Here is a 25,993-nt window from a genome sequence, read left to right as displayed (position 1 = left end):
TCTTGATTTACTTTATGACGCCACACGCCATTCTGGCGCCGCCGCCACCCAGTTTTTCCGGTACATCTGCGTAATTATCTCCGCCGGCATGAACCATCAATGCATGGTTTTTGACCTCAGACAGTGATTTTATCCGCGGCGCCAGAATCGGGTAGGTTGCCGTGCCGTCAGCATTAACCACCAATCCCGGCAGATCGCCCAGGTGCCCTTGGTCGCTATAGGGACCGAGGTGTTTGCCGGTTTTTTGCGGATCGAGATGTCCGCCTGCTGCCAGCGCGGGAACCCGTTTACCCTCTTGCTCTGCTGGCTCACAGCTGGCGTTTTCATGAAGGTGAAATCCATGAATCCCGGATTTCAGCCCTTGCAGATTAGGGGTAAAAAGCAGGCCATACGGTGTTTCCGTAATGGTGACCTCACCAATGCTACCGCCCGCGCCGGCTGGCAGTGCCTCATGCAGCGTCACCGTCGTACTCGCGGCAAAGGTGGAACAGGAAAAGAATATGCCCGTCAGGATTAGTGCCTTCAGTTTCATTGCCATCGTCCTCTTGGAATTTGAACGTACTGATGTACAGGGAAAAACATATTCAACGTATTGAGTACAAGAATAGATGAGCAGGGGAGTCCGTCAAATGGAGGGGGACGCTGTCTTTTAGTTTCGTTTGGCCAAAAAACTCTTGTCGCCTCAGGGAAAAACGCCGCGTCAGCGCGAATGAAGAGTCCCGTCCGCCATCCGTTGGCGAGCGGGACGTCATATATTGTTTTAAGGATAGATCTTTACCTTTTAATAAAGATCTATCCGTTTGGTTTTAATAACTGGCTTATTTCTAAGCGGGTTTCATTAACGTTAAAATCACGCCCAGTTGTTCGCGTTGTTCTACGCTGACTTCGCGGGCGGCGGAATAGCCCGCGTTCTGGATAATCATCTCATTAAGACCAACCAGCCAGTCATAGATGTAAAACGCCGTGTTATTGGTGGGAGTCAATGACAATTTGGTTAAGCGCTGTGAAGCGCCAAAACTGACCGCCTGTTTTTCTGGCTTGGCAAAAATTTTATGACCACGGTTGATCCGGCTGGCGGGGCGTAGTGATTCATCGAGCTGCTGGAAACCGAGCCAGGCAACAAAATCTCCGAGGACCGTCAAAACACGTGAAACCTGACGATCAGTTTTGTTTTCACGGTTGATACCCAATTTCTCACCCTCAACCAACATATCCACCAGCGCCTCTTCGATGCGCAAGCGGATACTGCCGGTAATCAACTCTTCGACCAGCATCTCGATTGTCGATTTCGGCACGTTCAGCAGCTCGATGAGCGGCGCATTTTCCGGCAGGTTGCGTAAATGATTAACCCAGTAGCGATAAACCCCGTGCGCGTAATCCGCCTCATCGCTGTGGTCGGACGTCAGCACCGGCGCAGTCGGCTGGTCAAGCGCGATCGGCTCATCGGCAAACAGATCGATTTCGATCCCAACCCCAAACGGATCGCCAGTGCCTGACGGCACAGAAAGATCGTCCGCTTCAGGGGGGTAGCCGTTATAGCGGGTTCCTTGCTGTTGCAGATACAGACGGCGCAGCTCATCGCGCGAGGGCAGGAGTCGCTCTAACAGCTCGCCGTGAACGCCGGTACGGGTCTGAAGCGATTTAAGCAAGGTTTCTGCAATCCGCTGTTTTTCCGCCGGGTCATCAACGTCTACCGGCAAATACCAGTTACCAAGCAGGTTCTCATTAAGTTCGCGCTGGATCTCCTGCAACTGTTCGCTGATACGTCCCAGCTTCACTTCCCGATGAACCTCCGTACTCAACCACGTCGCCATCCGCGCCACACCGCGTTTGTCCATTGCCAACATGGTTCCCCACGCGTCGCCCGGATTTCCCACATAGCGCTGTACGGCAGCATCGTAGCTTTTTCCGTGCGTAATTCGCCGATCGTAACGCGTAACCGCCCAAATTAATCCTGGTTTACGCTGGCTGCGAACCTGCGCGTTTTCCCCCTGTGTCTGTTTGACCCAGTGATCCAGCGCCTTGCCGACCATTTTGACGTCGGCACGACTGCCGGCGGCACTACACACCATCAAGACGTTCATTTCCTGATTATCGGTATAGCGCTCCAGCAGATAGGCCCGTTTTGCACGCAGCAACGTGTGCGCCAACAGGAGGGATGGGGTTTGCTGTTTTGCCGATGGCGTTTCACGGCTCTCGCCGAATCCGGGAAAATCCAGAATGTCGACCTGCTCGAACAACGCCTCCTGTGGAGCAGAGTGCAGCGGAATCAGCAGCTCCGACGCCAGCATCGTCAGTTCAGCCAGCGAAATCTCTGCGGTTTTTCCGGCCCGGCCATTCTGAATCGGGCGCACCAACACGCTGGGGTCATCGGTAGTGTGCAGCAGTTCCAGCGCCGAGCCGTCGATCATACCCTCCACCGGATTCAGGTCATCATCGACCAGTGTCCGTAACGGCGCCAGGATCTTGCGTGCGCCAGACAGGTGTTGCAGCGTGTGGCTGAAATGGCGGTATGCGCCGGTCAGCGAATGGCTTTCTCCCCACAGCACGGAGAAGAGCTGTGAACGGTCGTCCACGCTGAGGTAAGGGGCCAGCTCAACCGCCGCTGGCCAGAAATGCGCTTCTAGCTGTTTTTGCCTTTTCGCGTCATGGCGCGCGAGGTAGTCCCAAAATCCGACGACGTCATCGTGGGTCATCCCCTCTACGGGTTCCGGCTGACGGTGCATTAGCAGCGTTTTCACGTGCTCGGCAATATGGCGCTCATCCCACTCTTCAAACGTCGCTTCCTGACTGGGATCGTTTAAGAAAGCATTTGCCATAATCTTACCGATATCGACTTCGCTCAGCAGTTGCAACTGCACCGGAAACGACTTGTTTTTGACACCGGATTGGCGGCTGAAACGCGTAACGACCGCAGTCGCACGATCGGCAGGATTGATGTGGTCGATAAAATCCAGCTGTTGTCCTTCAAATGACGTTGCCAGCTTCTCGTTTTCGCCCCCGGCCAATGACGCAATCAGGTAGGATTTCCCAGCCTGCGACAGGCCAAAAAAGCCGATGGCGATGTCCTTCTGCGCCACGTCGGACAGGCGCTGCGCTTTATTGCGGTTACGGCGTAGCTTAACGATCAGCCGGTCAGCTTCAATGTCCAGACGCGGGGTGTCCTGACGCGTAGAGTCAACCCAGTCGATGGCCTGATCAAGCCCTTGCGTAACGGCGAGCAACTGGCTGTGGAGTCGGGTAGAAAGCTGTTTGGGCGTTAATCGTTTCATTTTTTATATACACTCCCACTATCGATCCAATAATGGGTCGCACCTAAACCGTTAGCGGACAATGTGTTTAATTTGAGTCGTAAATGATGCGGTGGAACACGGGTGCCGTCTTCCAGCACGGCGTCGGCAATTTCAAAGCGCTCAGGGCTGCTTTGATCGTCGCCTGTCGTCACGGCCAGACGGACGAGCAAGGTACTATCGCCAACGACCTTACGGGCTAAATCCTGATCGACGATCGATAACATATAGAGCGAAGACGCGGGCCAGCGTTCGTTGTCCAATTGACGGAAGCCGAGACAGAGCGAACCGCGAACCTGAAAACGATGTTCGGGATCAAGGGCGAAATCCGGGTTATCCAGATCGATATCGCTGTAGTAAACGTTATCCAGCGTCAGCGCGTTGTTGCTGTCCATCATGCCAAGGTAACGCACGGTGGAATAAGGCTGGAAATCACCGACCTTAAAGTAAAAACCCGGCAGGCGCAGATCGAGCGCCAGCAGGCACAACATCGCGCCGACGGCGGCGGTGGATTTCGGGTTATCGATGCGTCCACGTTTGTTAAACGGATACCAGTCATTGGTGTGATAACCATCCAGCGATAGCATTCGGTTAATCGGCAGTGGTTGCAGGTGACGGAATAGCGCCTGAATGCCGGGGAAGCGGGAAGGGCGACCAGTAAGCAACAGCATATCGCACGAGTACAGCGACACGACCTCAGACATTAATCGCAGGTTCTGCGTAATGTTCATCGTGTTCGACAGGAATTCTCCGTGCAGTTTGCTCAGCTTGAGGATCAGCGGCACCTGTAAGATGTCGAATGGCGTATCGCTAACCGGCAGTTCACGCTGTATTTCGCTATTAATATAGTCCTGAACGATGTCTGTCGGCGCCTGTTCCAGCAGTTCACCAAAGGTGGATTCGATCTCCGCGCTGGTATCCAGCGGGTCGAAGCGTTCATAGGCTTCCAGTATCGCCCGGCCAATGGGAATGAAAACCTGCAACGTGACCTGCTGACGCAGCGTGAGTTGCGCATCCATGCGGCCTTCGTTACCAAACAGTTTCGCCATCAGCGCGTCAGGGCTGATCATACCGGCTGTTTTCAGCGCGGCCTGTAAAGCGGGTAGAACATAGAGCTGAATGACATCCAGCAAGATATCATCGCCAGCCACCTTAAAGCCTTCGCGAAACAGCAGACGCGGGATGATTTTGACGTTATTGCCGACGCCGTCATCCAGCACATATTGCGTAATGGCGAGGTCTGTCGTGCCGCCGCCAATATCGATCGAGGCAATGCGCAACGTTTTCCCCGCGTGCTCGCCCTCGGCAAGTTCTTTATCCGGCCTTGCCATACTGGCGAAGAAGTCTTCCACGCGACCGCCAAAGTTCACCTGTGCTTCGTTATACAGGTACACCATTTGCCCGCAGGTGGCTTCATCCCACTCGATTTGCACCTCAGGCACCGGAACCCGACTTTTCTGTTTGTCGGCTGGCGTCGTGAAATCCTCATCCAGCGGGTGCCAGCCCATCGCTTTCCAGACCAGCGCGATCGCTTCATGCATGCGGCGGCGGAAGATTTCACGTTCGGGTTTCGGCATCGCCGAAGGCAACGTCAGAATAATATTGCGCAGTTGACGAGGGGCCGTGCTGTGGATCATTTTCAACCGCTGCGCGACGCTGTTCATTTGCATCTGCGCCTGCGCCAGCAATTCGGACAACATGAATGTCATGATCGAACTGCGGCTGTAGTGCGGAGAGAATACCGGTAAGCGTTCTTCCAGCGGTTGGTTATAGAGCGGTTGACCTTCATCGTTGAGCATAATGGTCAACGGCATCGCGGTAGCCAGTGGCTCAGTTTGCGTGTGGGCGTCTGCCTGACTAAAACGCCAGCCCGGCGCATAGCTTTCTTCATCCCACAGGTAACGGCGTGGGCTGGAAATTCCGCTGGATCCTTCGGTTCCCTGGCGCCGCAGCGCCAAGTGGCTGGCTTCACGCCCGACGCGGGTGATAGAAGGCCAGATAAAGGCGTCATCACGGCCGCTTTCTACCGAAAAATTTTGCTTACCGAATCTGGCCTGCGAAAACTCAATGCGGCTCTCAAACAGTTCGTTATAGAGATGGTGCGGCTCGCTCAGATCGCGCAGTTGCAGCTCATAGGTCTGCTTCAGCCCGTTGCTTTCATCGGCATGATCTTCTACCAGAATGCCGCAGGTATGCGAGTTGCCGACATCCAGGATCAAATCAACGTTGACCGCCGGCTCCTGCAACGTACTGGTATTGATGCGGATTTCCGGAATATCGAGCTGGTTGCCTAGCATATCCAGCACATTCAGATAGTGCGCCTGATATTCAAATCCGCGCAATGCTACTTTGATCGCATGGTTGTCTCGGTTTTCCAGCGCTTTGACCTGCTGAGTAAAGACTTCACGTAGCCAGCCGTCGACCCAGGTTTCATCAAGAAATTCGCCCAGTTCCTCGCTGCGATAGGCCAGCGCGAAATGGCCTCCTGTTTTAACATCATTGGCATTGGGCGACAGTGACTCGTATTCATGTCCTTCAGGATAGGTTTTGGTGTCGAATGCCAGACAAATGCGGTACGAGTTACCGTCCTGATCCGGCGTATCCAGAGCAAGGATCTGCATCCGTGCCCAGTTATCCGGCCCCCCCATAAAGGTGCGCGGCGGGTTGAAACGAAAGAAGGGCAGCGGCAGCCAGATCTTTTCCAGCAGTTTTAATGATTGCTCAAGCGGAATGCTTAGCTCTGGCTTCACGACTTCCGGCGGCATACCCGCAGCGGAAGGCAGCAAAAACTTGTTTGAATCTTCATCGTATAACAGGTGGAGTAGAGGGCCGTTCGCGCTTTTACGCACATAGCAGTTAGGCCGTTCAACCGACAGATCCGGCTTTAGGGCAAAATCCAGAAACTGAATACCGCTGTCCTGAATCAGCGTGATGCGTTGTTTATAATCGGTAATTGTCGCCAGCATGATTATTTACTCTCGCGCTTTATCGTCATCGGGAAAACGGCGTCTGTGTCATAGCGACCGATACACTCCGCCGCCGCGCCGGATGCACCTTGTTTACAAACCAGCTCAGGCATGCGGAAGCGAGAATTATCGGAGCAGCGAGCACTGGAACGGCTGTTAATGATCAGATTGCCGGAACGCATTAATCCGGCCTCAATATTGGTGCGACACGTGACACCGTCACCATGCGTAATACGCGCGGTGCCTTTTCCATTTTGAATTTGATAACGCAGGCTGGGCGGCCTGCCGGTAATCGGGGCTTTGCCGTCAACGGTGACGCGCCAATTGCCGTTGAGGAATTTGATAGAGCCAATCCTCACCGCATCAGCAGGCATTACTAAATCATCCTTACCTGCGGGAATTGCCGGCTCAGGCTGCGCCACGACCGGTTCAACAAGGGGAGCAGGGGCGGGTTGTTCAACCACCGGGGCTTCCGGCGGGATCGCGATCTCCGCTGGCGGCGCGGCAACGACAGGTTCAGGCGCTGCTACCGTTTCTTGTTCCTCGGCTGGGGGAACGGGTATGCTCTCCGGCTTCGGTAGCGACGGTGCCACGGGTTCAGCGGGGGAAGAAGAAGGCAAGACGCGTTTTTCTGGTTTCGCCGTAGCAGCCGGTTCAGATGCCGGTTTGTTATTTTGCTCTGCGACACAGCCGCGTATCTGCAATGACAAAATGGTCAACAGGACGGCGGCAGGTAACAGCCACCACAGGCGAAAGAAAGAAGGGCGGGCAACCGCAGCGGCAGAAACCGGCGGCGTCGGCACAGATTCAACGGGCTCTGGCGGGAGAGGCGACGCCGGCTCGGGCGTGGGCTCAGGGTCGACCAGAGGCGTTGCCGCCGCGACCGGCGCAGACAACAGAGGGGCAGTCTCCTTGACAGCCGTGCGCAGGCAGTCCAGCGCATCGGCGCGGGATTTCTTATCGAGATTAACAAAACCCCAAAAAGTTAAAACCGGCTTACCGTCAACCAGATAAACATGGTTTGCGCCGGGAAACTGAATCGCTTTCGCCAACAGCACACCAAAAAGTTTCTGCCCGGCATGTTCTGCGCTTTGTGCGCGCTGGCTGATGTCAGCAACCGCCGTCTGATAGGTCTCCAGAAGCGCCAGTGCTTTTTCACGTTCTTCTTCGCTGGCGGCAATCCAGGAGGTGACTTTACCGTCAATCGGGGAGTACCAATCAATACGGTCGCCATATTCGTTGGGCTGAGGGATAGCCAGACAATCGGCAATCTGCTGCTGCTTTCTGAGACGTAATGTTTCCCGCAATTGAAGTGCGGATGCGTAAACCGGCTGCCCGTTTTCACCCAATGCCAGAAAGTCATCCAAACTTCCACTACGTAAAAATAATTTTGCCACGCAAAAGAGACCTTTTGTAATGATACCTAAAGCAGAAAAGAGAATGTAACCTGCGACAGGGTATACTTTAGACTGAACGAGGGCGAATCAAACGCTTAAAGAAGTGATAAAACTTACAAATATTTGAGCAATAACCAAAATTGGCAGCAGATATCTTGCAGGAAAATGATAAGTCGACTTGAGCGTCGCCATGAAAAGATCTATGAAATAATCCATATTTATCAAAAAGATATGATGGGCGTTTTATTGCGTTTAACGTCGGCCGCGAAGATTGGTATTGGCAGACCATTCATACGTTGCAGAAACATCTGGTTTAAATTTGTTCTTTTTCTTTTCTGCTCGGGATTTTTTTGCTTCCGCCTCACGTTCTTTCATTAAATTATCGATGTAGTCGTCTTTTATATGGTTATTTTCGGAATTAGTCAGTGGGCGACCGAGTTTTTTTCTCTGTTGATCGAGCAAAGTTTTCAACTGACGTTGCTCGCTTTCGGTCATATCTTTCTGAGTTAATCGAGGCATAACGGTTTTCCTGACAGGGAGCGATGTTTCATTGTAGAGGAAAAGGAATTCAGGGTCATGAGAATTGAAGAGAGGCTCATTCAGGAGGACTATCTGCAGGCGGACTTTTTATTTAAAGTCGACCAAGTTAAGCCAGACAGCATAGAAGACAAACTTGACTCGATGCATCAGAGTAAATAACAGCGGCAATGAATGTAGAACGGGAAATTTCAGTTTTCGCTTATCCTTACCTTGGTTCGCATAATGTATATTATGTTAAATTGAATGTATTGGTTCATTAGGTCATGATTGTCCTTCTTATCTTTAGCGCTTCTCTATCCATTGCGTTATCCATTGCGTTGTTGCACAGATTCATCTCGGCTTCCATGCATATCCCTGATCACCGATTGCCGAAGAATTCGTTGCAACCTCTTCCCTTAGTTCAATACCGGTGTGATGTCCTCGTCGGCTACTGACACGGATAACTTTTGCCAAGCGCTTCGGACACAATCGTCGCTGCATCTTCCTCTTGTCGGTTCTGGGGCAAGTCGGCCAAATAATCCAGCACCGTTTCTGTCATCGCCTGTATGTGCACACGTTGATTCGGACACCACTTTTTATCCCTTTGACTGTCAGCCGTTCCCAGCACGTAAGCCGTGGCCATCGCGGTGGACAACGCAGAACGTTGCGCTGGATCCTGTACCCACGAGGCCAGCCCGCCTTCCATTATGCCCAAATAGAGTTCCCTCGCGGTAATAGGATGATAAATACCCGAAGACTGAGCAACAACAGGCGTCGCTGCCAGCGCTGACAAGACAAGACAGTGGATAAGTATGGGACTTTTTTTACGCTTATCGCTGAATAACAACACGTATCTCCCCTGTTTCATGGGCAACCAGCGCCGCACGAGTTTAAGCATTTCTAATGCTAAAACGTATTTGATCGCGTCCGAACATATCGCTCAACGTGATGGTGGCGGGATATGGTTGTAAAAAAAGTAACCGACGAGAAAACAGTCTCCCCGGTTACTTCCCTAATCAGCATGATTTATTTGCGACCGATCAGCAAGCCAATCAGTAACCCGACACCGGCTGCGATGGAAACGGCTTTGAGAGGATTATCTTCAACATGTTCTTTCACGACATCGGCGGCTTCCCGAACGGCCTGATTGCCTTGTGCAGCATACTTACGAGCAGCGCCTTTAGCTTGGTGGCAACTATCGTCCGTAAGTTCACCATACTTTTCCTGTGCTTCGCCGGCGATTTCTTTTACTTTGTCTTCTGCTTTTCCAAACATAGTCTTTTCCTTTGTATTAAGGATGATTATTAACATGCATCGCAAAGAGCAATGCCCGAATAGTCATGACATTCAAAGCAATTAGCATGCCATATTTTAACAGGCTGATTATCCCTACATTTAGTGGTGTTCTATGGCAGTCAAAACTCAGAAAGTTAGCGAAAATGATGAAAATATGGCGATTATGACCAATGATCAGACATGTACGTCCGAGTCATATTGAAAAAGCCAATAACAGCATTTTCACCCCCTTCTCTATCAATCCGGGAGACAAGCGCCTTAACTGACCCCGCTTTGATTGATCCAGAACACATCTAAAGTATGGCAAATGATTAAAATCTTCATAACCATTTAGTCGTATTATAGGTTATTCGGGAACACTATGCTGTCCAGACTACGCCACACAGGCTTTATGTTGCTGGCCTGTCTATCATTCCTTGCTCAGGCAGCCGCACCGCCTGACGAGATCACCATCGCATGGCCAGTAAACGTAGGCCCGCTCAATCCGCATCTTTACACACCTAATCAGATGTTTGCCCAGAGCATGGTTTATGAACCTCTGGTGAAGTATCAACCGGACGGTTCGGTCATTCCCTGGTTGGCTGAACGCTGGACACACTCATCTGATGGCAAAATCTGGACGTTTACCTTGCGCGACAAGGTAAAATTTTCCAATGGAGAAACGTTCGATGCTCATGCTGCGGCAGAAAACTTTCGAGCGGTGCTTGATAATCGCCAGCGTCATGCCTGGCTGGAACTGAGTAACCAGATTGTCGACGTGAAAACACGCAGTAAAAATGAACTGCAAATCACCCTGAAAAGCGCCTATTACCCCTTCCTGCAAGAATTGGCTTTACCTCGCCCTTTCCGTTTTATCGCCCCTTCTCAGTTTAAAGCGAATGGCACAATGCAAGGGATTAACGCGCCGATAGGCACCGGCCCGTGGGTGTTGAAAGAATCCAAACTTAATCAATATGATGTACTGATCCGCAACGATCAGTACTGGGGTGAAAAACCGCCGATTAAAAAGATCACAGTCAAGGTGATCCCGGACCCAACGAGCCGCGCTGTCGCTTTCGAGACGGGAGATATCGATCTGCTCTATGGCAACGAAGGGATATTGCCGCTCGACACCTTCTCGCGCTTCAGCAAGTACCCGACACAGCGTACCCAGCTTTCACCGCCGGTTGAGACGGTGATGCTGGCGTTGAACTCCGCTAAACCGCCAACTGACGAGTTGGCAGTGCGAGAAGCACTGAACTATGCGTTAAACAAAAAATCGTTGATCGACAATGTGTTGTATGGCACGCAGCAGGTTGCCGACACCTTGTTTTCCCCCACTGTTCCTTATGCCGATATTGGTCTGAAACCGCGCCAGTACGATCCCAAACAGGCGATAACATTGCTGGAAAACGCGGGCTGGACAGCGCCTGTAGGCAAAGATATCCGCGAAAAGAACGGCCAGCCGCTGCACATTGAATTGTCTTTTATTGGCACCGATGCGCAGAGCAAGTCGATGGCGGAAATTATTCAGGCTGATTTACGCCAGATTGGCGTCGAAGTGGCGCTGATAGGCGAAGAAGAGAGCAGCATTTACGCCCGTCAGCGCGACGGCCGTTTTGGCATGATTTTCAACCGTACCTGGGGTGCCCCCTACGATCCACATGCTTTTATGAGCGCCATGCGCGTCCCCTCACATGCTGATTTTCAGGCGCAACAAGGATTAGCAGACAAACCTCTGATTGATAAAGCGATTAGTGACGTTCTGGAAACCACCGATGAAGTACAGCGTCAGGCATTGTACCGCGATATTCTGACGCGCCTGCACAATGATGCGGTCTACCTGCCTATCAGTTATATCTCAACGATGGTGGTCGCCAAACCTGCATTGGGTGTGATCCCATATGCACCCATTGCTTCGGACATTCCGTTTGAACAGATTAAGCCGGTGAAACCCTGATGTTGCGTTATGTACTGCGGCGTCTTTTACTGCTGGTTCCGATGATTTTTGCTGCTTCGCTGATTGTCTTCCTGATGTTGCATTTGGGCACAGGCGATCCGGCGCTTGACTACCTGCGCTTATCTAATCTGCCTCCCACGCCGGAGATGGTTGCTTCTACCCGCGAGATGCTGGGGCTGGATCGGCCCCTTATCGTGCAGTATGCCACCTGGTTGTGGAAGGCATTGCATCTCAATTTTGGTTTTTCATTTGCGACCCAACGTCCGGTCCTGGATGACGTGCTGAATTTTCTGCCTGCCACGATGCAACTGGCTGGAGCCGCGCTGGTATTAATCTTGCTAACCTCCGTGCCACTGGGCATCTGGGCTGCTCGACATCGTAATCGCTTGCCCGATTTCGCCGTGCGTTTTATTGCTTTCCTTGGCGTGTCGATGCCCAATTTCTGGCTTGCTTTTCTGCTGGTGATGTTCTTTTCTGTTTATCTGCGATGGTTACCCGCGCTGGGCTATGGCGGCTGGCCTCACCTCATTCTCCCTGCGGTGTCGATCGCCTTTATGTCGTTGTCGATCAACGCCCGCCTATTGCGTGCCAGCATGTTGGAGGTCGCCGGACAGCGTCATGTGACCTGGGCGCGATTGCGCGGACTCGACGCAAAGCAAACTGAGCGACGTCATATCCTGCGTAACGCTTCCTTACCGGTTGTCACGGCCATTGGCATGCATATTGGCGAACTTATCGGTGGCGCGATGATTATCGAAAATATTTTCGCCTGGCCGGGCATCGGACGCTATGCCGTTTCGGCGATCTTTAATCGTGATTATCCAGTGATTCAATGCGTGACGATGATGATGGTGATCGTTTTTGTGGTTTGCAACCTGATGGTTGACCTGTTAAACGCCGCGCTGGATCCCCGCATCCGCCGCCACGAAGGAACGCCGTTGTGAACTTTTTCCGATCTTCCCATTGGTCTGTCCGGCTGGCGCTGATTATCATCATTTTGCTGGTCATCATTGCGCTTACCAGTCAGTGGTGGCTTCCTTATGATCCACAGGCGATTGATTTACCTTCACGTTTGCTCCCGCCCGATGGCTCACACTGGCTGGGTACCGACCATCTTGGCCGCGATATCTTTTCGCGTCTGCTCGCGGCTACTCGCGTGTCGCTCGGTTCCGTCATGATCTGTTTGCTACTGGTTTTGACGTTGGGACTGGTCATTGGGGGTAGCGCAGGTTTGGTCGGTGGGCGTGTCGATCAGGCCGCCATGCGTCTCGCCGAGATCTTTATGACCTTCCCGACCTCCATTCTCTCGTTCTTTATGGTTGGGGTCTTGGGGACGGGGCTGACGAACGTCATTATTGCGATCACGTTGTCACATTGGGCGTGGTATGCCCGGATGGTACGCAGTCTGGTGATATCGCTGCGCCAGCGTGAATTTTTGTTGGCCGCCAGACTTTCCGGCGCAGGTCATATGAGTATCTTGATTGACCATCTCGCTGGCGCGGTGCTCCCTTCACTATTGGTGCTGGCCACGCTGGATATTGGGCACATGATGCTTCACCTTGCAGGAATGTCGTTCCTCGGTCTCGGCGTGACCGCGCCGACCGCTGAATGGGGCGTCATGATTAATGATGCGCGCCAGTATATCTGGACTCAGCCGCTGCAAATGTTTTGGCCCGGACTGGCCCTGTTTATCACCGTGATGGCCTTCAATATGGTGGGTGACGCGCTCCGCGATCACCTTGATCCTCATCTGAACATGGAGAGCGCACACTGATGCCACAGCGGATTGACCTGCAAAACGTTGCCTTACAGGCTGAGCGTCCACTGGTGCGCGGCGTCTCGCTGTCTCTCGAACGTGGTCGCGTGCTGGCGCTGGTTGGCGGGAGTGGGAGCGGTAAATCGTTAACCTGTGCGGCAGCGCTTGGCATCTTGCCGGTAGGCGTTCGACAAACGGCAGGGACGCTCCTTGTGGATGGCAAAACGATTTCGTCCTGTACCCTGCGCGGTCGCATCATCGCCACCATCATGCAGAATCCACGCAGCGCCTTTAACCCGTTGCGCGACATGGCGGATCATGCGCGAGAAACGTGCAAGGCATTAGGTAAACCCGCAGATGACGCCACTCTCATTGATGCGTTACACGCGGTGGGGATGGCGAAGGCTGAGCGTGTACTGACGCTTTATCCATTTGAGATGAGCGGCGGCATGCTGCAACGGATGATGATTGCCATGGTGGTTCTGTGCGATGCGCCCTTCATTATTGCCGATGAACCGACGACCGATCTTGATGTTGTCGCCCAGGCGCGTCTTCTCGAACTGCTGGACAGTATGATGCAACATCGGGCACCCGGCATGCTGCTGGTGACGCACGATATGGGTGTCGTCGCGCGACTGGCGGATGACGTAGCGGTGATGAACAACGGACAGATTGTGGAACAAGGCGATGTCGAATCGTTGTTCAATGCTCCGCAACACGTGGTAACCCGTAATCTGGTGGCGGCGCATCTCGCCTTGTATGGTAGGGAGTTAGCGTCTTGACCTTACTCACCGTCTCTGCTGTTTCACAGCATTATGTTCACACCCGCTTTGGCGATAAACCTCAATATCAACGGGTACTGGAAGGGATATCGTTCGAGCTGCGCGGCGGTGAGACGGTTGGTTTACTGGGGCGCAGCGGCTGTGGGAAAAGTACGCTGGCCCGTCTGCTTGTGGGTTTGGCCGCGCCCGCGCAGGGAAGCGTCTGCTGGCGCGGTGAGTCACTTTGTCAACTTAATCGTGCGCAGCGTAAAGCGTTTTATCGGGAGATTCAGATGGTCTTTCAGGATCCCATTAGCGCGGTGAATCCACGAAAAACCGTCGGCGAAATTTTACGTGAACCTATGCGACATCTGTTATCGCTGACGATGTCTCAACAGATCGCACGGGCCAGAGCAATGCTTGCGGCAGTGGAACTGGATGACGCCTGCTTTGATAAACGCCCTCCCCAGTTGAGCGGCGGACAACTCCAGCGCGTGTGTCTGGCCCGCGCGTTGGCGGTCGAACCCAAATTGCTGATTCTTGATGAAGCCGTGTCCAATCTCGATCTGGTGTTGCAGGCCAACATGATCCAACTCCTGCAAAAATTGCAACAGCAGTTTGACACGGCCTGTCTGTTTATCACTCACGATTTACGTCTGGTTAAACGCTTCTGTCATCGTGTCATGGTGATGGATGAAGGGAAAATTGTGGAGACACAAACCGTGAGTGAGGGATTAACATTTTCCTCTGACGCGGGACGTCTGTTGCAACATGCCGTACTTCCCGCATTTCCTGTACGCCGCCGCGGTCAATTGTAACCGCCCTGTATTTGAGCCGCCGCGATCACCGCCTGACCGAACGAGATCGCACCGTCTCCCGCCGGGAGATGCGTTGGCAATAACAGCGTCATATCGGACAGATAATACGCCAGACGTTGACGAAGGATCTGATTGTGTAATACCCCGCCGGCACAGGCGATGACGTTGATCCCCTGCTGTCCGGCATGGTAACGAGCCAGGGTTGCCAATCCGGCCGCGAGCGCGTCATGAAATGCCCAGGCACGTTCGCTATCAGGCGCACGCCAGTTTAACCATCCTTGCCAAAAGGCCGGCATATCGAACTGACCGTTATGACACGGCAGCCTTACCGGATGATCAACGGCGTCGCAATTCCTGGCCAGCGCTTCAAACCGACAAGCCGCTTCGCCTTCATAACTTTGTGTTTGCGTTATGCAGCCTAACGCGGCAGCGGCGGCATCGAACAAACGTCCCGTCGAGGATGCCAGAGGAGCATTGATTCCCCGAACGATAGCGCGCGCCAGCGGTTGCCACGGTTGACAGCGTATCGCGGCAGTTTCTGGCAACGCTTCCCAATCAGAAACAAACGCCATGCAGTGAGCCAGCAGATTACGCCAGGGTTGCCGGGCGGCCAAATCCCCACCCGGCAGTGCGACCGCAGGCAACCCGCTTAATTTTTCACAGTGGCGATAATCCACCCGCAGGCATTCGCTCCCCCAGAGCTGCCCCGCCTTGCCCATACCAATGCCATCCAGCGCCAGACCAATCACCGCGTCGCCGTCAAGTGGCCATTGGTGTTCCGCCAGGCAGGCGGCGATATGCGCATGATGGTGTAAAACCGTGTGTTGCGGTAACGCCATCCGCCGCCCCAATTGCGTCGAGTGATACTCAGGATGCGCATCCACTACCACCTGCTGCGGCTGAAAATCATACATCTGGCGCATGAGATCAAGAGCATGACGCCATTGTTCTTCGACACCTTCATCGCTTAAATCCCCCAGATGCTGGCTCAGCACCGCACTGTCGCCACGGACAAGGCAGAAGGTATTCTTCAGATCCGCACCCAGACAGAGCATCGCGGGAACCTGATGGAAACCGGGCGGCAGCGGCAGCGCGTCAGGCACAAACCCACGCGCCCGACGCAACATTTCGCCACTCGCTCGCACCAGCGAATCATCCATACGCTGTAAAATTTCGCGATTGTGCATTAACCAACCGTCGGCGATATCGGCCAGTTCAGTAAGCGCCTGTTGATTCGTCAATGCAGGAGGACGCCCACTCAGATTGCCTGATGTCATCACCAGCGGGATGCCCACGTCCTGCATCAGTAAATGCTGCAACGGATTTGCGGGTAACATCACGCCTGCGTCATGCAAACCCGGCGCAATACCTTCACTCAAGCCCTCGATAGAGGATTTATCCACGAGCACAATCGGTGCGGCGGGGCTCGTCAACAGTCGTTGTACCGATATCGGCAGCGCGTCGGCATGTGGAAGCATCACCGCGAAGGGTTTACCCGGCCGATGCTTACGCGTGCGCAGTCGTTTCACGGCAATCTCATTTTGTGCATCGCATGCCAGATGAAAGCCCCCTATTCCTTTAATGGCAACAATGCCTCCGGCCTTGAGCATCTCAACTGCCGCTTGCAGCGCGCGCGCTTTTTCAGCCTGTTGTTCTCCAGATTGCCAGCTTAACCACGGGCCACATGCCGGACAGGCAATGGGTTGAGCATGAAAGCGTCTATCATAGGGATCACGGTACTCGCTATCGCATTGAGGACAGAGAGGAAAGGATGCCATCACGGTATTGGGACGATCATAGGGCATGGCGCGAATGATCGTAAAACGCGGTCCGCAATGGGTACAATTAATAAAAGGATAACGGTAGCGACGCTGTGTCGGGTCATTCATTTCCGCCAAACAGGCTGGACACGTGGCCGCGTCAGGGACAATTTGCGTGTTCATCGTCCCACTGTCGCTATGGCGAATGGTGAAATCGGTTGGCAACACGCCCCAGCGCATAGGCTGCCTTTCCAGGGCATCAATACGCGCCAAAGGAGGACATTGCGCATACAACGCGTCAATAAAAGCCTGTGGTGCAGTCACCAGCCGCACGATCACGCCCGCGCCATCGTTACAGATGTCCCCCGTCAGAGACATCCGTTGTGCCAGTTGCCAGACATAGGGCCGAAAACCGACCCCTTGCACTTTGCCGCGGATCCGCAGAATAACGCCGTGATGATGCATAGGCTCCCCAATAAAAACGCAGAACATCCCTTGTTCCGCGTTTCAGGATACCCGTGTCCTAATGGACAACGGCAGTACGCAGGCGCGTTTTCATTTCGTTGTAGGCGGTAGAGGCAAAATTTTCAGCCCAGCGCTGGTCATCGATCGCATCTATCCTCACCGCACAATATTTAGTTTCGGGCGTTTTGGAAATAGGATCCAGATTATCCTGCGTCAGTTCGTTACAGGCACCAACCCACCACTGATAGGTCATATACACCGCGCCTTCATTAATCCGTTCACTGATATCGGCACGACTGATTACTTTGCCGCGTCGAGAACTGATCCACACCAGTTGACCATCAGAAATGCCCAACCGTTTGGCATCTGCGGGGTGCATTTGTACCCTGCCCGGTTCATCCGCCAGCGTTTGCAGCGCCGCGCAGTTCCCTGTCATCGAACGGCAGGAATAGTGCCCCACTTCACGCACGGTACAGAGAACCAGAGGATAATCATCGTCCGGAATTTCTGCTGGCGCACGCCACGGCGCGGCAAACAGTTTCCCTTTACCGCTGGGGGTATCGAAATGGTTGCCTTCATAGAGATAGGGCGTACCCGGATGATCCAGCGTTGGGCATGGCCACTGAATGTGCCCCATTTCGCCCATCTTTTCATAGGTTACACCATAGAACAGGGGGCACAGACTACGCATTTCGTCCCAGATTTGCTGATTGTTGTCGTAATGCATTGGATAGCCCATCTCGGTGGCAACCAGAGAAAGGATCTCCCAGTCACGTTTCACATTACCGGTCGCATCGATGGCTTTCTCAAAACGCTGGAATCCCCGATCCGCGCAGGTAAATACCCCGCCATGCTCACCCCAGGATGTTGCTGGCAGCAGCACATCGGCAATTTCGGCGGTTTTGGTCATAAAGATGTCCTGCACTACCACAAAATCTAACGCTTCAATGCCTTTACGCACGAGACTGAGGTCGGCTTCCGTCTGCAACGGATCTTCCCCCATGATGTAGTAAGCTTTGACTTTGCCTTCCAGCGCAAGGTGCGGCACTTCGGTAATACGGGTACCAACTTTGTCGTCCATTATCGCCGGATCGATCCCCCAGGCCGCCGCGAATTTAGCGCGTGCGTCGGCATCGGTCACACTCTGATAGCCGGGGAATTGGTTGGGTAATACCCCCATATCACAAGCGCCCTGTACGTTATTCTGGCCGCGCACCGGCCCAACGCCGACAGCTTCACGCCCCAGATTCCCGGTCAAAAGCGCCAGACCCGCCAGTCCACGGACAACGTCAACGGCTTGACCAAATTGTGTCACGCCCATTCCCCACATAATGGTGGCTGACGGCGCGGCGGCAAAAATCCGCATCGCCTGACGCACTTGTTGCGCAGGAACACCCGTAATATGTTCAACGGCTTCCGGCGCATAGTCCTTGACGATTTCGCGATACGCGTCAAGCCCTTCGGTATACCGTTCAACATAGTTCGCGTCGTAGAGTTTTTCGTCCAGAAGCACATAGCCAAAGGCATTGACCAGCGCCATATTGCTGCCGTTATTCAATTGCAAATACCAATCAGCAATGCGCGCGGTCTCAATACGCCGTGGGTCACAAACGATAATTTTGGCGCCGTTTTGACGGGCTTTAAGAACGCGACGCGCGACAATCGGATGAGATTCGGCGCTGTTATAGCCGAACACCAACAGACATTTCGAGTTTTCGATGTCGTTAATCGAATTACTCATTGCACCGTTGCCCAGTACCTCTTGTAACCCGGCGACGGATGGCCCGTGGCAAACGCGCGCGCAGCAGTCCACATTGTTGGTATTCAGTACCGCACGGGCAAACTTCTGCATCACGTAGTTAGTTTCATTCCCCGTCCCTCGTGAGGAGCCTGTCGTCATGATCGACCGCGGTCCATGCGCGGCTTTGATTTCGCTCAAGCGTTTAGCGGTGTAACGAATCGCCTCCTCCCAACTGACCGGCGTGAATTTGCCGCCTTTTTCATAACGGATCATCGGTTGCGTCAAACGAGGTGTCAGCAGTTGTGTATCGTTCAGGAAATCCCAACCGTAATAGCCTTTGAGACACAGTTCATTCTGGTTAGTGATTCCGTCCGCTGCTTCAGCACGAATGATTTTGTTGCCTTCAACAACCAGTTTAAGTTTGCAGCCCGCACCACAATACGGGCAAACGCTGGTGATCTTTTTCATCTATAGCAGACCTGTTAAAAGTGAAATCAGAAGAACCTAACCAAGGTTAGATCGGTTTAGAAATTAAGTGCTTCGACGGAGTCCAGCGCCGCGCGGCGGCGTTTTTCCGCACTCATTTTTTCCAGTGTTTCTCTGTCAATACAGACAATCGCTTTCGTTGGACAAACTTCTACGCAGGCGGGGCCCGCGTCACGTTGGTAGCAGAGATCACATTTATTCGCCTCGACCTTTCTGGAGTGCATCATCTCGCCGCCAAAGCCATTGGCTTTCACTGGACGCTCGACCACTTCCATTACGCCATAAGGACAGGCGACAACGCAGGTTTTACAGCCAATACAGCGCTCCTGTAGTACATGGATAAAATCTTTTTCATGTTCGATCGCGCCATTCGGACAGACATTGGCACACGGGGCGTCCTCACACTGGCGACACATCACGGCTGTAGAAACGTGCAGACTTTTGATCACATGAATCCGCGGCAAGAAATTTTCTGGATTCAGGGATGAGCAGTCCTGAGACTCCTGGTGCGATACGACGCAGGCTACTTCACACGTACGACAGCCTATACATTTGCTCGAATTAACAATGACGAAGCGGTTCATCCTATTCTCCGACGTGAATTATTTTAGTCGCGATAATAGACATACATAAAGTGTGCCATTATTTAATGGTATTGATTTATCTGTTTTTTTTGCTGGCTGTCACGGTGAGTTGCACGATATTGACATTTATGACGACGCCATGATGACGAGATAACGCTCCTCAGACGTCAGCGCACAAGGACGAGGTCTAGTGCGCCATCATGGTGACATGGCAACGACGATAACCCATTGATTTTCTGTTTTGGTCATCGCACTCGCCCCCACTTTCCCCCTCGCCTTTTCCCATCCCCGCCACCGTCTGTTTTTTAGGCCAGCAAAAGTGACGATATGGCAATGACAGCCATCGTCACATGATGTTTTTGGACAGAACAAAATCACTAACATACTGAAAATAAATAATAAAAAAATCTGGCCTGAATAATGCTTACTCCCGCAATGATGACTGACTTTCCTGTAGGCTGAACCTGAGGACTGAACATGAACCGCTTTGTTATTGCGGACCCCGAGCTTTGTATCGGATGCAATACCTGCGTCGCGGGTTGTACCGCCGTACATAAGAAGCAGGGATTGCAAGTGCAACCACGACTAACGGTGATGAAAGTCGGGAATAAAACCGCCCCGATGATGTGCCGCCAGTGTGAAGACGCGCCCTGTGCGCGCGTGTGTCCCGTGAATGCGATCGCACACGGAAAGGACGCTATCGAGCTCAATGAAAGTCTGTGTATAGGCTGTAAATTGTGTGGGCTGGTGTGCCCCTTTGGTTCAATTACACCGTCTGGTAGTAAACCGATTAACACCCCCCCCTTACTGCAACACCCTATTCCAGAAGAACAGCTACGCGATGTGCCAGGAAGCGATCCCGGTACACATCCTTATCTCGCGTGGAATGCGGGACTGCGTACCGTCGCCGTGAAATGCGATCTCTGCGCGTTTCAGTCAGAAGGGCCGGAATGCGTTCGGGTTTGTCCAACCAGTGCCATCCAACTGGTGGATAACGACTTGCTGAGTCAATACAACCGGGAAAAGCGTCTGGAAACGCTGTTGTCCTCCTCACAGGTGCCGGATTTCGTTGTCTATCAGGAAGGAGAAGAATAGCGATGGATTCACTTCAATGGCTTTACGGGTCAATAACGCTCTACCTCGCTGGCGCATTGTTATCGATTCTGATGGCCCGTCAGGAACGCCTGTCAATCAATATTGCAGCGATAACCGCGATAGCGGGCGGTGTGCTCGGATTATGTAGTGCGGTCCCGGTGTTACTCAATGGACAGATTCAGATCTACACCGACACGGGATGGTTTCCTTTCGCGGCGTTCAGCGTGCGTCTCGATCGGCTCGCCGCCTTTATGGTGATGGTTATCTCACTGTTAGTCACGATCTGCTCAATCTACTCCATCGCCTATGTCCGTGAGTATGAAGGCCGTGGCGCAGGCAGCATGGGATTCTTCATGAATCTGTTTATTGCCTCAATGGTCGGCCTTGTGGTGATGGATAATGCGTTCTACTTCATGATTCTCTTTGAAGCGATGTCATTGGCCTCATGGTTTCTGGTGATCTCGGAACAAGATGAGGAATCGGTAAGCGCCGGGCTGCTTTATTTCTTTATTGCCCACGCGGGTTCGGTGCTCATCATGATCGCCTTTTTCCTGATGTGGCGCGAAAGTGGCAGTCTGGACTTTGCCTCGTTCCGTCAACTCAGGCTTTCTCCCGCCATGGCGTCCGTGGTTTTTTTGCTGGCGTTCTTCGGCTTTGGCGCCAAAGCCGGGATGCTGCCGCTACATAGCTGGTTGCCACGCGCTCACCCTGCCGCCCCCTCACACGCCTCTGCCCTGATGTCTGGCGTGATGGTCAAAATCGGTATCTTTGGGATTATCAAAGTCGGTATTGACCTGTTAGGCGCGCCGCACTTGTGGTGGGGGATCGTTGTACTGGGGTTCGGTGCCGTTTCATCGGTACTCGGCGTCCTCTACGCGCTGGCTGAACACGATATCAAACGGCTATTGGCCTGGCACACCGTTGAAAACGTCGGCATCATTCTGATGGGCGTGGGTGTCGGTATGGTTGGGATCGCGACTCAGCATCCGGTATTGGCGACGCTGGGTTTGCTTGGCGCGTTGTATCACTTACTCAATCATGCGGTATTTAAAGGGTTGCTGTTCCTGGGGGCCGGGGCGGTGATTTATCGTCTGCATACCCGCGATATGGAAAAGATGGGCGGTCTGGGCAAATTAATGCCGTTAACCGCTTTCGCTTTCCTGATTGGCTGTATGTCGATTTCCGCCCTACCACCGCTCAATGGTTTTATCAGTGAGTGGTACACCTATCAGTCTTTATTCACCATGAGTCATGAAGGTAACGTCTTGATGCGCCTGAGTGGGCCAATCGCCATCGTCATGCTGGCGATCACGGGCGCACTGGCGGCGATGTGTTTTGTCAAAGTCTATGGCGTCAGCTTTTGCGGCGGTCCACGCAGCGAAAAAGCCGGACAGGCGCGAGAAGTGCCCTGGCCGATGACCCTCGCGATGTTGCTGTTGGCACTCTGTTGTCTGGCGTTGGGCCTCGGCGCTGGCGCGATCGCACCGATGCTATCTCAGGTGGCGATGTCGCTGACAGATACACACGGGGTTACCGTGGCTCAGGGCGACTTGCTAATACCCGCTCAGGCCTCGCAAGCCATGCTATCGCCCGCCCTGATCTTCATCCTGCTTGTCGCTCTGCCGATCGTACCGCTACTGATCTGGTTGGGCATGAAAGGCAATCAGCCAGCGTTCCGTCGTCGGGGTACGCCCTGGGCCTGCGGTTATGACTGGGAACCCCTGATGGCCGTTTCCGCCGGCGGCTTTACTCAGCCGCTACGCGCGATGTTTTGTTCACTCTATCAGATGCGTAAACAACTCGATCCTACCCCGCGACTGACGCGGGCCTTGCAGAGCATGATCCACGGTGCCTCTATTGTCGAGCCATTCTGGGATGAAAAAATCATTTATCCGTTGGTGCGCGCCGTCCGACGCCTCGGCGCGCAAGTGCAGCGATTGCAGGGGGGGGATTTTCGTCTCTATTGCCTGTATGTCGTGGCCGCGCTAATTGCGCTGCTATTGGCTATCGCAGTGTGAGGAGAAAGAGCATGACTATACAAGAAACGCCGTCGCTAATGATGGGACTCTTCGCCCTGGTTCAGGCAATAATCCTGTTATGTCTGACGCCTCTGTTTACCGGTATTTCACGTCAGATCCGCGCCCGAATGCATTCACGGCGTGGGCCGGGGATCTGGCAAGACTATCGCGACCTTTTCAAATTACTGAAACGACAGGAAGTCGCTCCCGCGCAATCCGGCACAATTTTTCGCGCTATGCCGTGGGTACTGTTAGGCAGCATGTTGCTGGTCGCAATGGCCCTGCCTGTTTTCACCCAGACCTCGCCGTTTGGCGGCGCTGGCGACATGATCACCCTGCTTTATCTGTTCGCGCTGTTCCGTTTCTTTTTTGCATTATCGGGGCTGGACAGCGGCAGCACCTTCGCCGGCATTGGCGCCAGCCGCGAATTGACGCTGGGGGTTCTGGTGGAACCGACCTTAATCCTTAGCCTGTTGGTGGTTGCCCTCATCGCAGGATCCACCAACATCGGTACGATGAGTGCCGCGCTGACCGCCGGTTGGACATCGCCAACCGCCACGATGCTGGCGCTGTTGGCCTGCGGTTTTGCCTGCTTTATTGAAATGGGCAAGATCCCCTTCGACGTCGCGGAAGCGGAACAAGAGTTACAAGAAGGTCCATTAACCGAATACTCAGGCTCGGGACTCGCCTTGGTGAAATGGGGCATTGGCCTGAAACAGGTCGTCGTCGCTGAACTGTTCCTCGCGGTGTTTATCCCCTTTGGCAAGGCCACGGCGTTGACCGTCGGCACGCTGGCTCTCGCGGCCGTTCTCATGCTGCTCAAATTGCTGGTCGTGTTTGTTTTGGCATCCTTGTTTGAAAATACCCTGGCGCGTGGCCGTTTTCTGCTGGCCTACCAGGTTACCTGGGTGGGCTTCGGCGTTGCCGCGCTGTCCTTTGTGCTGTATTTGACCGGCCTGTAAGGAGTCTGGAAAACATTATGGAAAGTTCATCCTTAATGACCCATACGGCACTCGCGACATTGTTGCTGCCGTTTATTGGTGCGTTATTGACCGCTTGTTCGCCAAAGTCAATCGCGAAATGGGTCTGTGTCCTGTTCGCCCTGCTGGCGACGTTGGGCACTGTCGCCCTTGGTTGGGAATTCATCGACAACAGCAAAGCCGATATGGTCATTCCTCTGCTGAGCTATGGCGATACGGCATTGTTCGGTTTCATTCTTGACCGTATTAGTACGCTGATTGTCTTCGCCGTGGTGTTCCTCGGCCTGCTGGTGAGTGTCTACTCCGTGGGTTATCTGAATAGGGGGAACCGTGAACATCCGCACGATGGCGAGAATCGTTACTATGCCTTCCTGCTGATTTTTATCGGTGCCATGGTGGGGCTGGTATTATCTTCCACCCTGCTTGGTCAACTGGTGTTTTTTGAAATCACGGGCGGTTGTTCCTGGGCGCTGATTGGCTACTACCAGACGGCGAAATCCCAACGTTCGGCCATGAAAGCCTTGCTGATCACTCATGTGGCTTCGCTGGGTCTCTTTATTGCGGCGGCGACGCTATTTATTAATACCGGCACCTTTGACCTGAGCGCGCTCTCGCAATTGGACGGCCTTCCCGCCCTGCTGACATTCGGTGGGATCCTGTTTGCTGCCTGGGGCAAGTCCGCTCAGTTGCCGCTACAAGCCTGGCTGCCCGATGCGATGGAAGCGCCGACCCCTGTCAGCGCATACCTGCACGCCGCGTCAATGGTAAAAGTGGGTGTCTACATTTTTGCCCGTTCGATTATCGAATCAGGCCATATACCGCACATCATCGGTTGGGTGGGTATCGTCATGGCGACCCTGACCATCATCTACGGTTTCCTGATGTACCTGCCGCAGAAAGACATGAAGCGTTTGCTCGCCTGGTCCACCATTACCCAACTGGGTTACATCTTTCTGGCGCTGTCAATTGCCGTCTTCGGTTCTCAGAACGCGCTCAACGCCGGTATTGCCTATATCTTCAACCATGCTTTTGCCAAGAGCCTGTTCTTTCTGGTGGCGGGTTCCCTCAGTTACTGTTGCGGCACTCGCATGTTGCCACAGCTGCGCGGGGTACTCAGTAAAATGCCGATCGTCGGGGTGGGTTTTTGTATCGCCACGCTGGCGATTGCCGGTGTGCCGCCACTCAATGGTTTCTTCAGTAAATTTCCGCTCTTCGCCGCAGGATTTGCCCTGTCTCGTGAGTTCTGGGTGATGACGCCAATCATGGTGCTGGTGTTGGTTGAGTCCGTTGCCAGCTTCGCCTGGCTGCTCTACTGGTTTGGTCGGGTCATTCCCGGTCAACCCAGCGAAGACGTATTGCAGGCCTCACCGCTGCCGACCTCGATGCGTCTGGTGCTGTTGATACTGATTGTGATGTCGTTCGCCTCCAGTGTCATCGCCGTTGCCTGGCTTGGATAAGGAAGATTGATTATGACCGGTTCGCTTATTGTTAATAACCTGGCGGGGCTGATGATATTCACCTCGCTGATGGTGATCGGCGTGAAACGACCCAGCGCGTCCTGCTGGCTGTACGCTTTGCAATCGTTACTTCTGGTGCTGATTTTTGTCACGCTGGCTTTTACCCTTAACGCGCATGAACTCAGTATGTGGGCGCTTAGCGCCTTCATCACCAAAGTGGTATTAGTGCCCATCATCATGGGGTACGCCTTCCGTACCATGCGCGATCCTGAACACGACGGCAGTGTCGTGAGCTTACCCGTTCTGATGCTGATTACGGCCATCATTGTGGTGCTGTGTTGGTTCGTGGTCGAACCGGTGAAGGTGCCGCTGCTGGTAGAACTAAAACCCGCACTGGCCGTATCGCTGGGTCATTTCCTTGTCGGGCTGCTGTGCATCGTGACGCAACGCAACATTCTTAAACAGGTGTTTGGCTACTGCCTGATGGAAAACGGCTCGCACCTGACGCTGGCCCTGCTGGCGCATAAAGCCCCGGAACTGGTTGAAATCGGCATCGCCACCGACGCGATCTTTGCTGTCATCATCATGACGGTACTCGCCCGTAAAATCTGGCGCACGCTCAATACGTTAAGCGTCGACCAGTTGACAGCGCTGAAGGGGTAATG

General features: G+C 53.5%; 20 protein-coding genes. 10 read left to right on the top strand and 10 right to left on the bottom strand.

From position 1 onward, the window contains the following. Window positions 1-7 precede the first annotated feature (7 nt). From sodC to EDC54_RS09480, 7 genes are all read right to left on the bottom strand, one after another. Window positions 8-532, bottom strand: a complete 525-nt coding sequence (gene sodC, locus EDC54_RS09510) for a superoxide dismutase family protein (RefSeq protein ID WP_132455548.1) — start codon at window positions 530-532, stop codon at window positions 8-10. 292 nt (window positions 533-824) lie between these two features. Then, a complete protein-coding gene (locus tag EDC54_RS09505; protein WP_132455546.1) occupies window positions 825-3,272 on the bottom strand; it encodes a putative virulence factor in 2,448 nt (815 codons plus the stop codon). Further along, window positions 3,269-6,256 (bottom strand): virulence factor SrfB, encoded by a 2,988-nt coding sequence (locus EDC54_RS09500; RefSeq protein WP_132455544.1) that lies wholly within the window; start codon window positions 6,254-6,256, stop codon window positions 3,269-3,271. The genes EDC54_RS09505 and EDC54_RS09500 overlap by 4 nt, the downstream gene beginning before the upstream one ends. A gap of 2 nt (window positions 6,257-6,258) precedes the next feature. Further along, a complete protein-coding gene (locus tag EDC54_RS09495) occupies window positions 6,259-7,653 on the bottom strand; it encodes an SrfA family protein (RefSeq protein ID WP_132455542.1) in 1,395 nt (464 codons plus the stop codon). A gap of 252 nt (window positions 7,654-7,905) precedes the next feature. Then, the gene (locus EDC54_RS09490; RefSeq protein WP_132455540.1) at window positions 7,906-8,172 is read right to left on the bottom strand and encodes a DUF3811 domain-containing protein; all 267 of its coding nucleotides are present in this window, start codon (window positions 8,170-8,172) and stop codon (window positions 7,906-7,908) included. A gap of 448 nt (window positions 8,173-8,620) precedes the next feature. Beyond that, entirely contained in the window at window positions 8,621-9,022 is a 402-nt protein-coding gene (locus EDC54_RS09485) for a Rap1a/Tai family immunity protein (protein WP_132455538.1), read from the bottom strand. 176 nt (window positions 9,023-9,198) lie between these two features. Beyond that, window positions 9,199-9,447: a DUF883 family protein gene (locus tag EDC54_RS09480; protein WP_132455536.1), complete on the bottom strand. Its 249-nt coding sequence runs from the start codon at window positions 9,445-9,447 to the stop codon at window positions 9,199-9,201. A 382-nt stretch (window positions 9,448-9,829) separates the two neighbouring features. Here EDC54_RS09480 and nikA point away from each other — a divergent pair, with 382 nt between their 5' ends. Genes nikA through nikE form a run of 5 tightly spaced genes read left to right on the top strand, consistent with a single transcriptional unit; the run spans window position 9,830 to window position 14,742 of the window. After that, complete coding sequence (gene nikA, locus EDC54_RS09475) at window positions 9,830-11,407, top strand: nickel ABC transporter substrate-binding protein (RefSeq protein WP_132455534.1); 1,578 nt, start codon at window positions 9,830-9,832, stop codon at window positions 11,405-11,407. Continuing rightward, window positions 11,407-12,351, top strand: a complete 945-nt coding sequence (gene nikB / locus EDC54_RS09470) for a nickel ABC transporter permease subunit NikB (RefSeq protein ID WP_132455532.1) — start codon at window positions 11,407-11,409, stop codon at window positions 12,349-12,351. The genes nikA and nikB overlap by 1 nt, the downstream gene beginning before the upstream one ends. Then, window positions 12,348-13,181, top strand: a complete 834-nt coding sequence (gene nikC / locus EDC54_RS09465; RefSeq protein WP_132455530.1) for a nickel ABC transporter permease subunit NikC — start codon at window positions 12,348-12,350, stop codon at window positions 13,179-13,181. Before nikB ends, nikC begins: the two co-directional genes overlap by 4 nt. Further along, the gene (gene nikD / locus EDC54_RS09460; protein ID WP_132455528.1) at window positions 13,181-13,945 is read left to right on the top strand and encodes a nickel import ATP-binding protein NikD; all 765 of its coding nucleotides are present in this window, start codon (window positions 13,181-13,183) and stop codon (window positions 13,943-13,945) included. The genes nikC and nikD overlap by 1 nt, the downstream gene beginning before the upstream one ends. Then, window positions 13,942-14,742: a nickel import ATP-binding protein NikE gene (nikE, locus tag EDC54_RS09455; protein WP_132455526.1), complete on the top strand. Its 801-nt coding sequence runs from the start codon at window positions 13,942-13,944 to the stop codon at window positions 14,740-14,742. The genes nikD and nikE overlap by 4 nt, the downstream gene beginning before the upstream one ends. Here nikE and hypF read toward each other — a convergent pair. From hypF to hydN, 3 genes are read right to left on the bottom strand one after another with little or no spacing between them, the layout of a single operon-like run. Then, the gene (hypF, locus tag EDC54_RS09450) at window positions 14,733-16,967 is read right to left on the bottom strand and encodes a carbamoyltransferase HypF (protein WP_132455524.1); all 2,235 of its coding nucleotides are present in this window, start codon (window positions 16,965-16,967) and stop codon (window positions 14,733-14,735) included. The genes nikE and hypF overlap by 10 nt on opposite strands. A 58-nt stretch (window positions 16,968-17,025) precedes the next feature. Next, window positions 17,026-19,176, bottom strand: a complete 2,151-nt coding sequence (fdhF, locus tag EDC54_RS09445) for a formate dehydrogenase subunit alpha (RefSeq protein WP_132455522.1) — start codon at window positions 19,174-19,176, stop codon at window positions 17,026-17,028. 56 nt (window positions 19,177-19,232) lie between these two features. Beyond that, entirely contained in the window at window positions 19,233-19,778 is a 546-nt protein-coding gene (hydN, locus tag EDC54_RS09440) for an electron transport protein HydN (protein WP_132455520.1), read from the bottom strand. A gap of 477 nt (window positions 19,779-20,255) precedes the next feature. Here hydN and EDC54_RS09435 point away from each other — a divergent pair, with 477 nt between their 5' ends. Genes EDC54_RS09435 through hyfE form a run of 5 tightly spaced genes read left to right on the top strand, consistent with a single transcriptional unit; the run spans window position 20,256 to window position 25,991 of the window. Continuing rightward, a complete protein-coding gene (locus EDC54_RS09435) occupies window positions 20,256-20,873 on the top strand; it encodes a 4Fe-4S dicluster domain-containing protein (RefSeq protein ID WP_132455518.1) in 618 nt (205 codons plus the stop codon). 2 nt (window positions 20,874-20,875) lie between these two features. Beyond that, complete coding sequence (gene hyfB, locus EDC54_RS09430; RefSeq protein ID WP_132455516.1) at window positions 20,876-22,891, top strand: hydrogenase 4 subunit B; 2,016 nt, start codon at window positions 20,876-20,878, stop codon at window positions 22,889-22,891. Window positions 22,892-22,902: 11 nt separating this feature from the next. Further along, the gene (locus EDC54_RS09425; RefSeq protein ID WP_132455514.1) at window positions 22,903-23,853 is read left to right on the top strand and encodes a respiratory chain complex I subunit 1 family protein; all 951 of its coding nucleotides are present in this window, start codon (window positions 22,903-22,905) and stop codon (window positions 23,851-23,853) included. 35 nt (window positions 23,854-23,888) lie between these two features. Then, entirely contained in the window at window positions 23,889-25,328 is a 1,440-nt protein-coding gene (locus EDC54_RS09420; RefSeq protein WP_165904294.1) for a hydrogenase 4 subunit D, read from the top strand. A 12-nt stretch (window positions 25,329-25,340) separates the two neighbouring features. Next, window positions 25,341-25,991 carry a hydrogenase 4 membrane subunit gene (hyfE, locus tag EDC54_RS09415; protein WP_132455510.1) on the top strand — a complete coding sequence of 217 codons (651 nt, stop codon included), beginning with the start codon at window positions 25,341-25,343 and terminating at the stop codon, window positions 25,989-25,991. Window positions 25,992-25,993 lie beyond the last annotated feature (2 nt).

Source organism: Samsonia erythrinae (genome assembly GCF_004342665.1).
GTDB classification, from domain to species: domain Bacteria; phylum Pseudomonadota; class Gammaproteobacteria; order Enterobacterales; family Enterobacteriaceae; genus Samsonia; species Samsonia erythrinae.
Note: the sequence above shows the minus strand (reverse complement) of the source record. Positions and strands in the feature narration are given on the sequence as shown.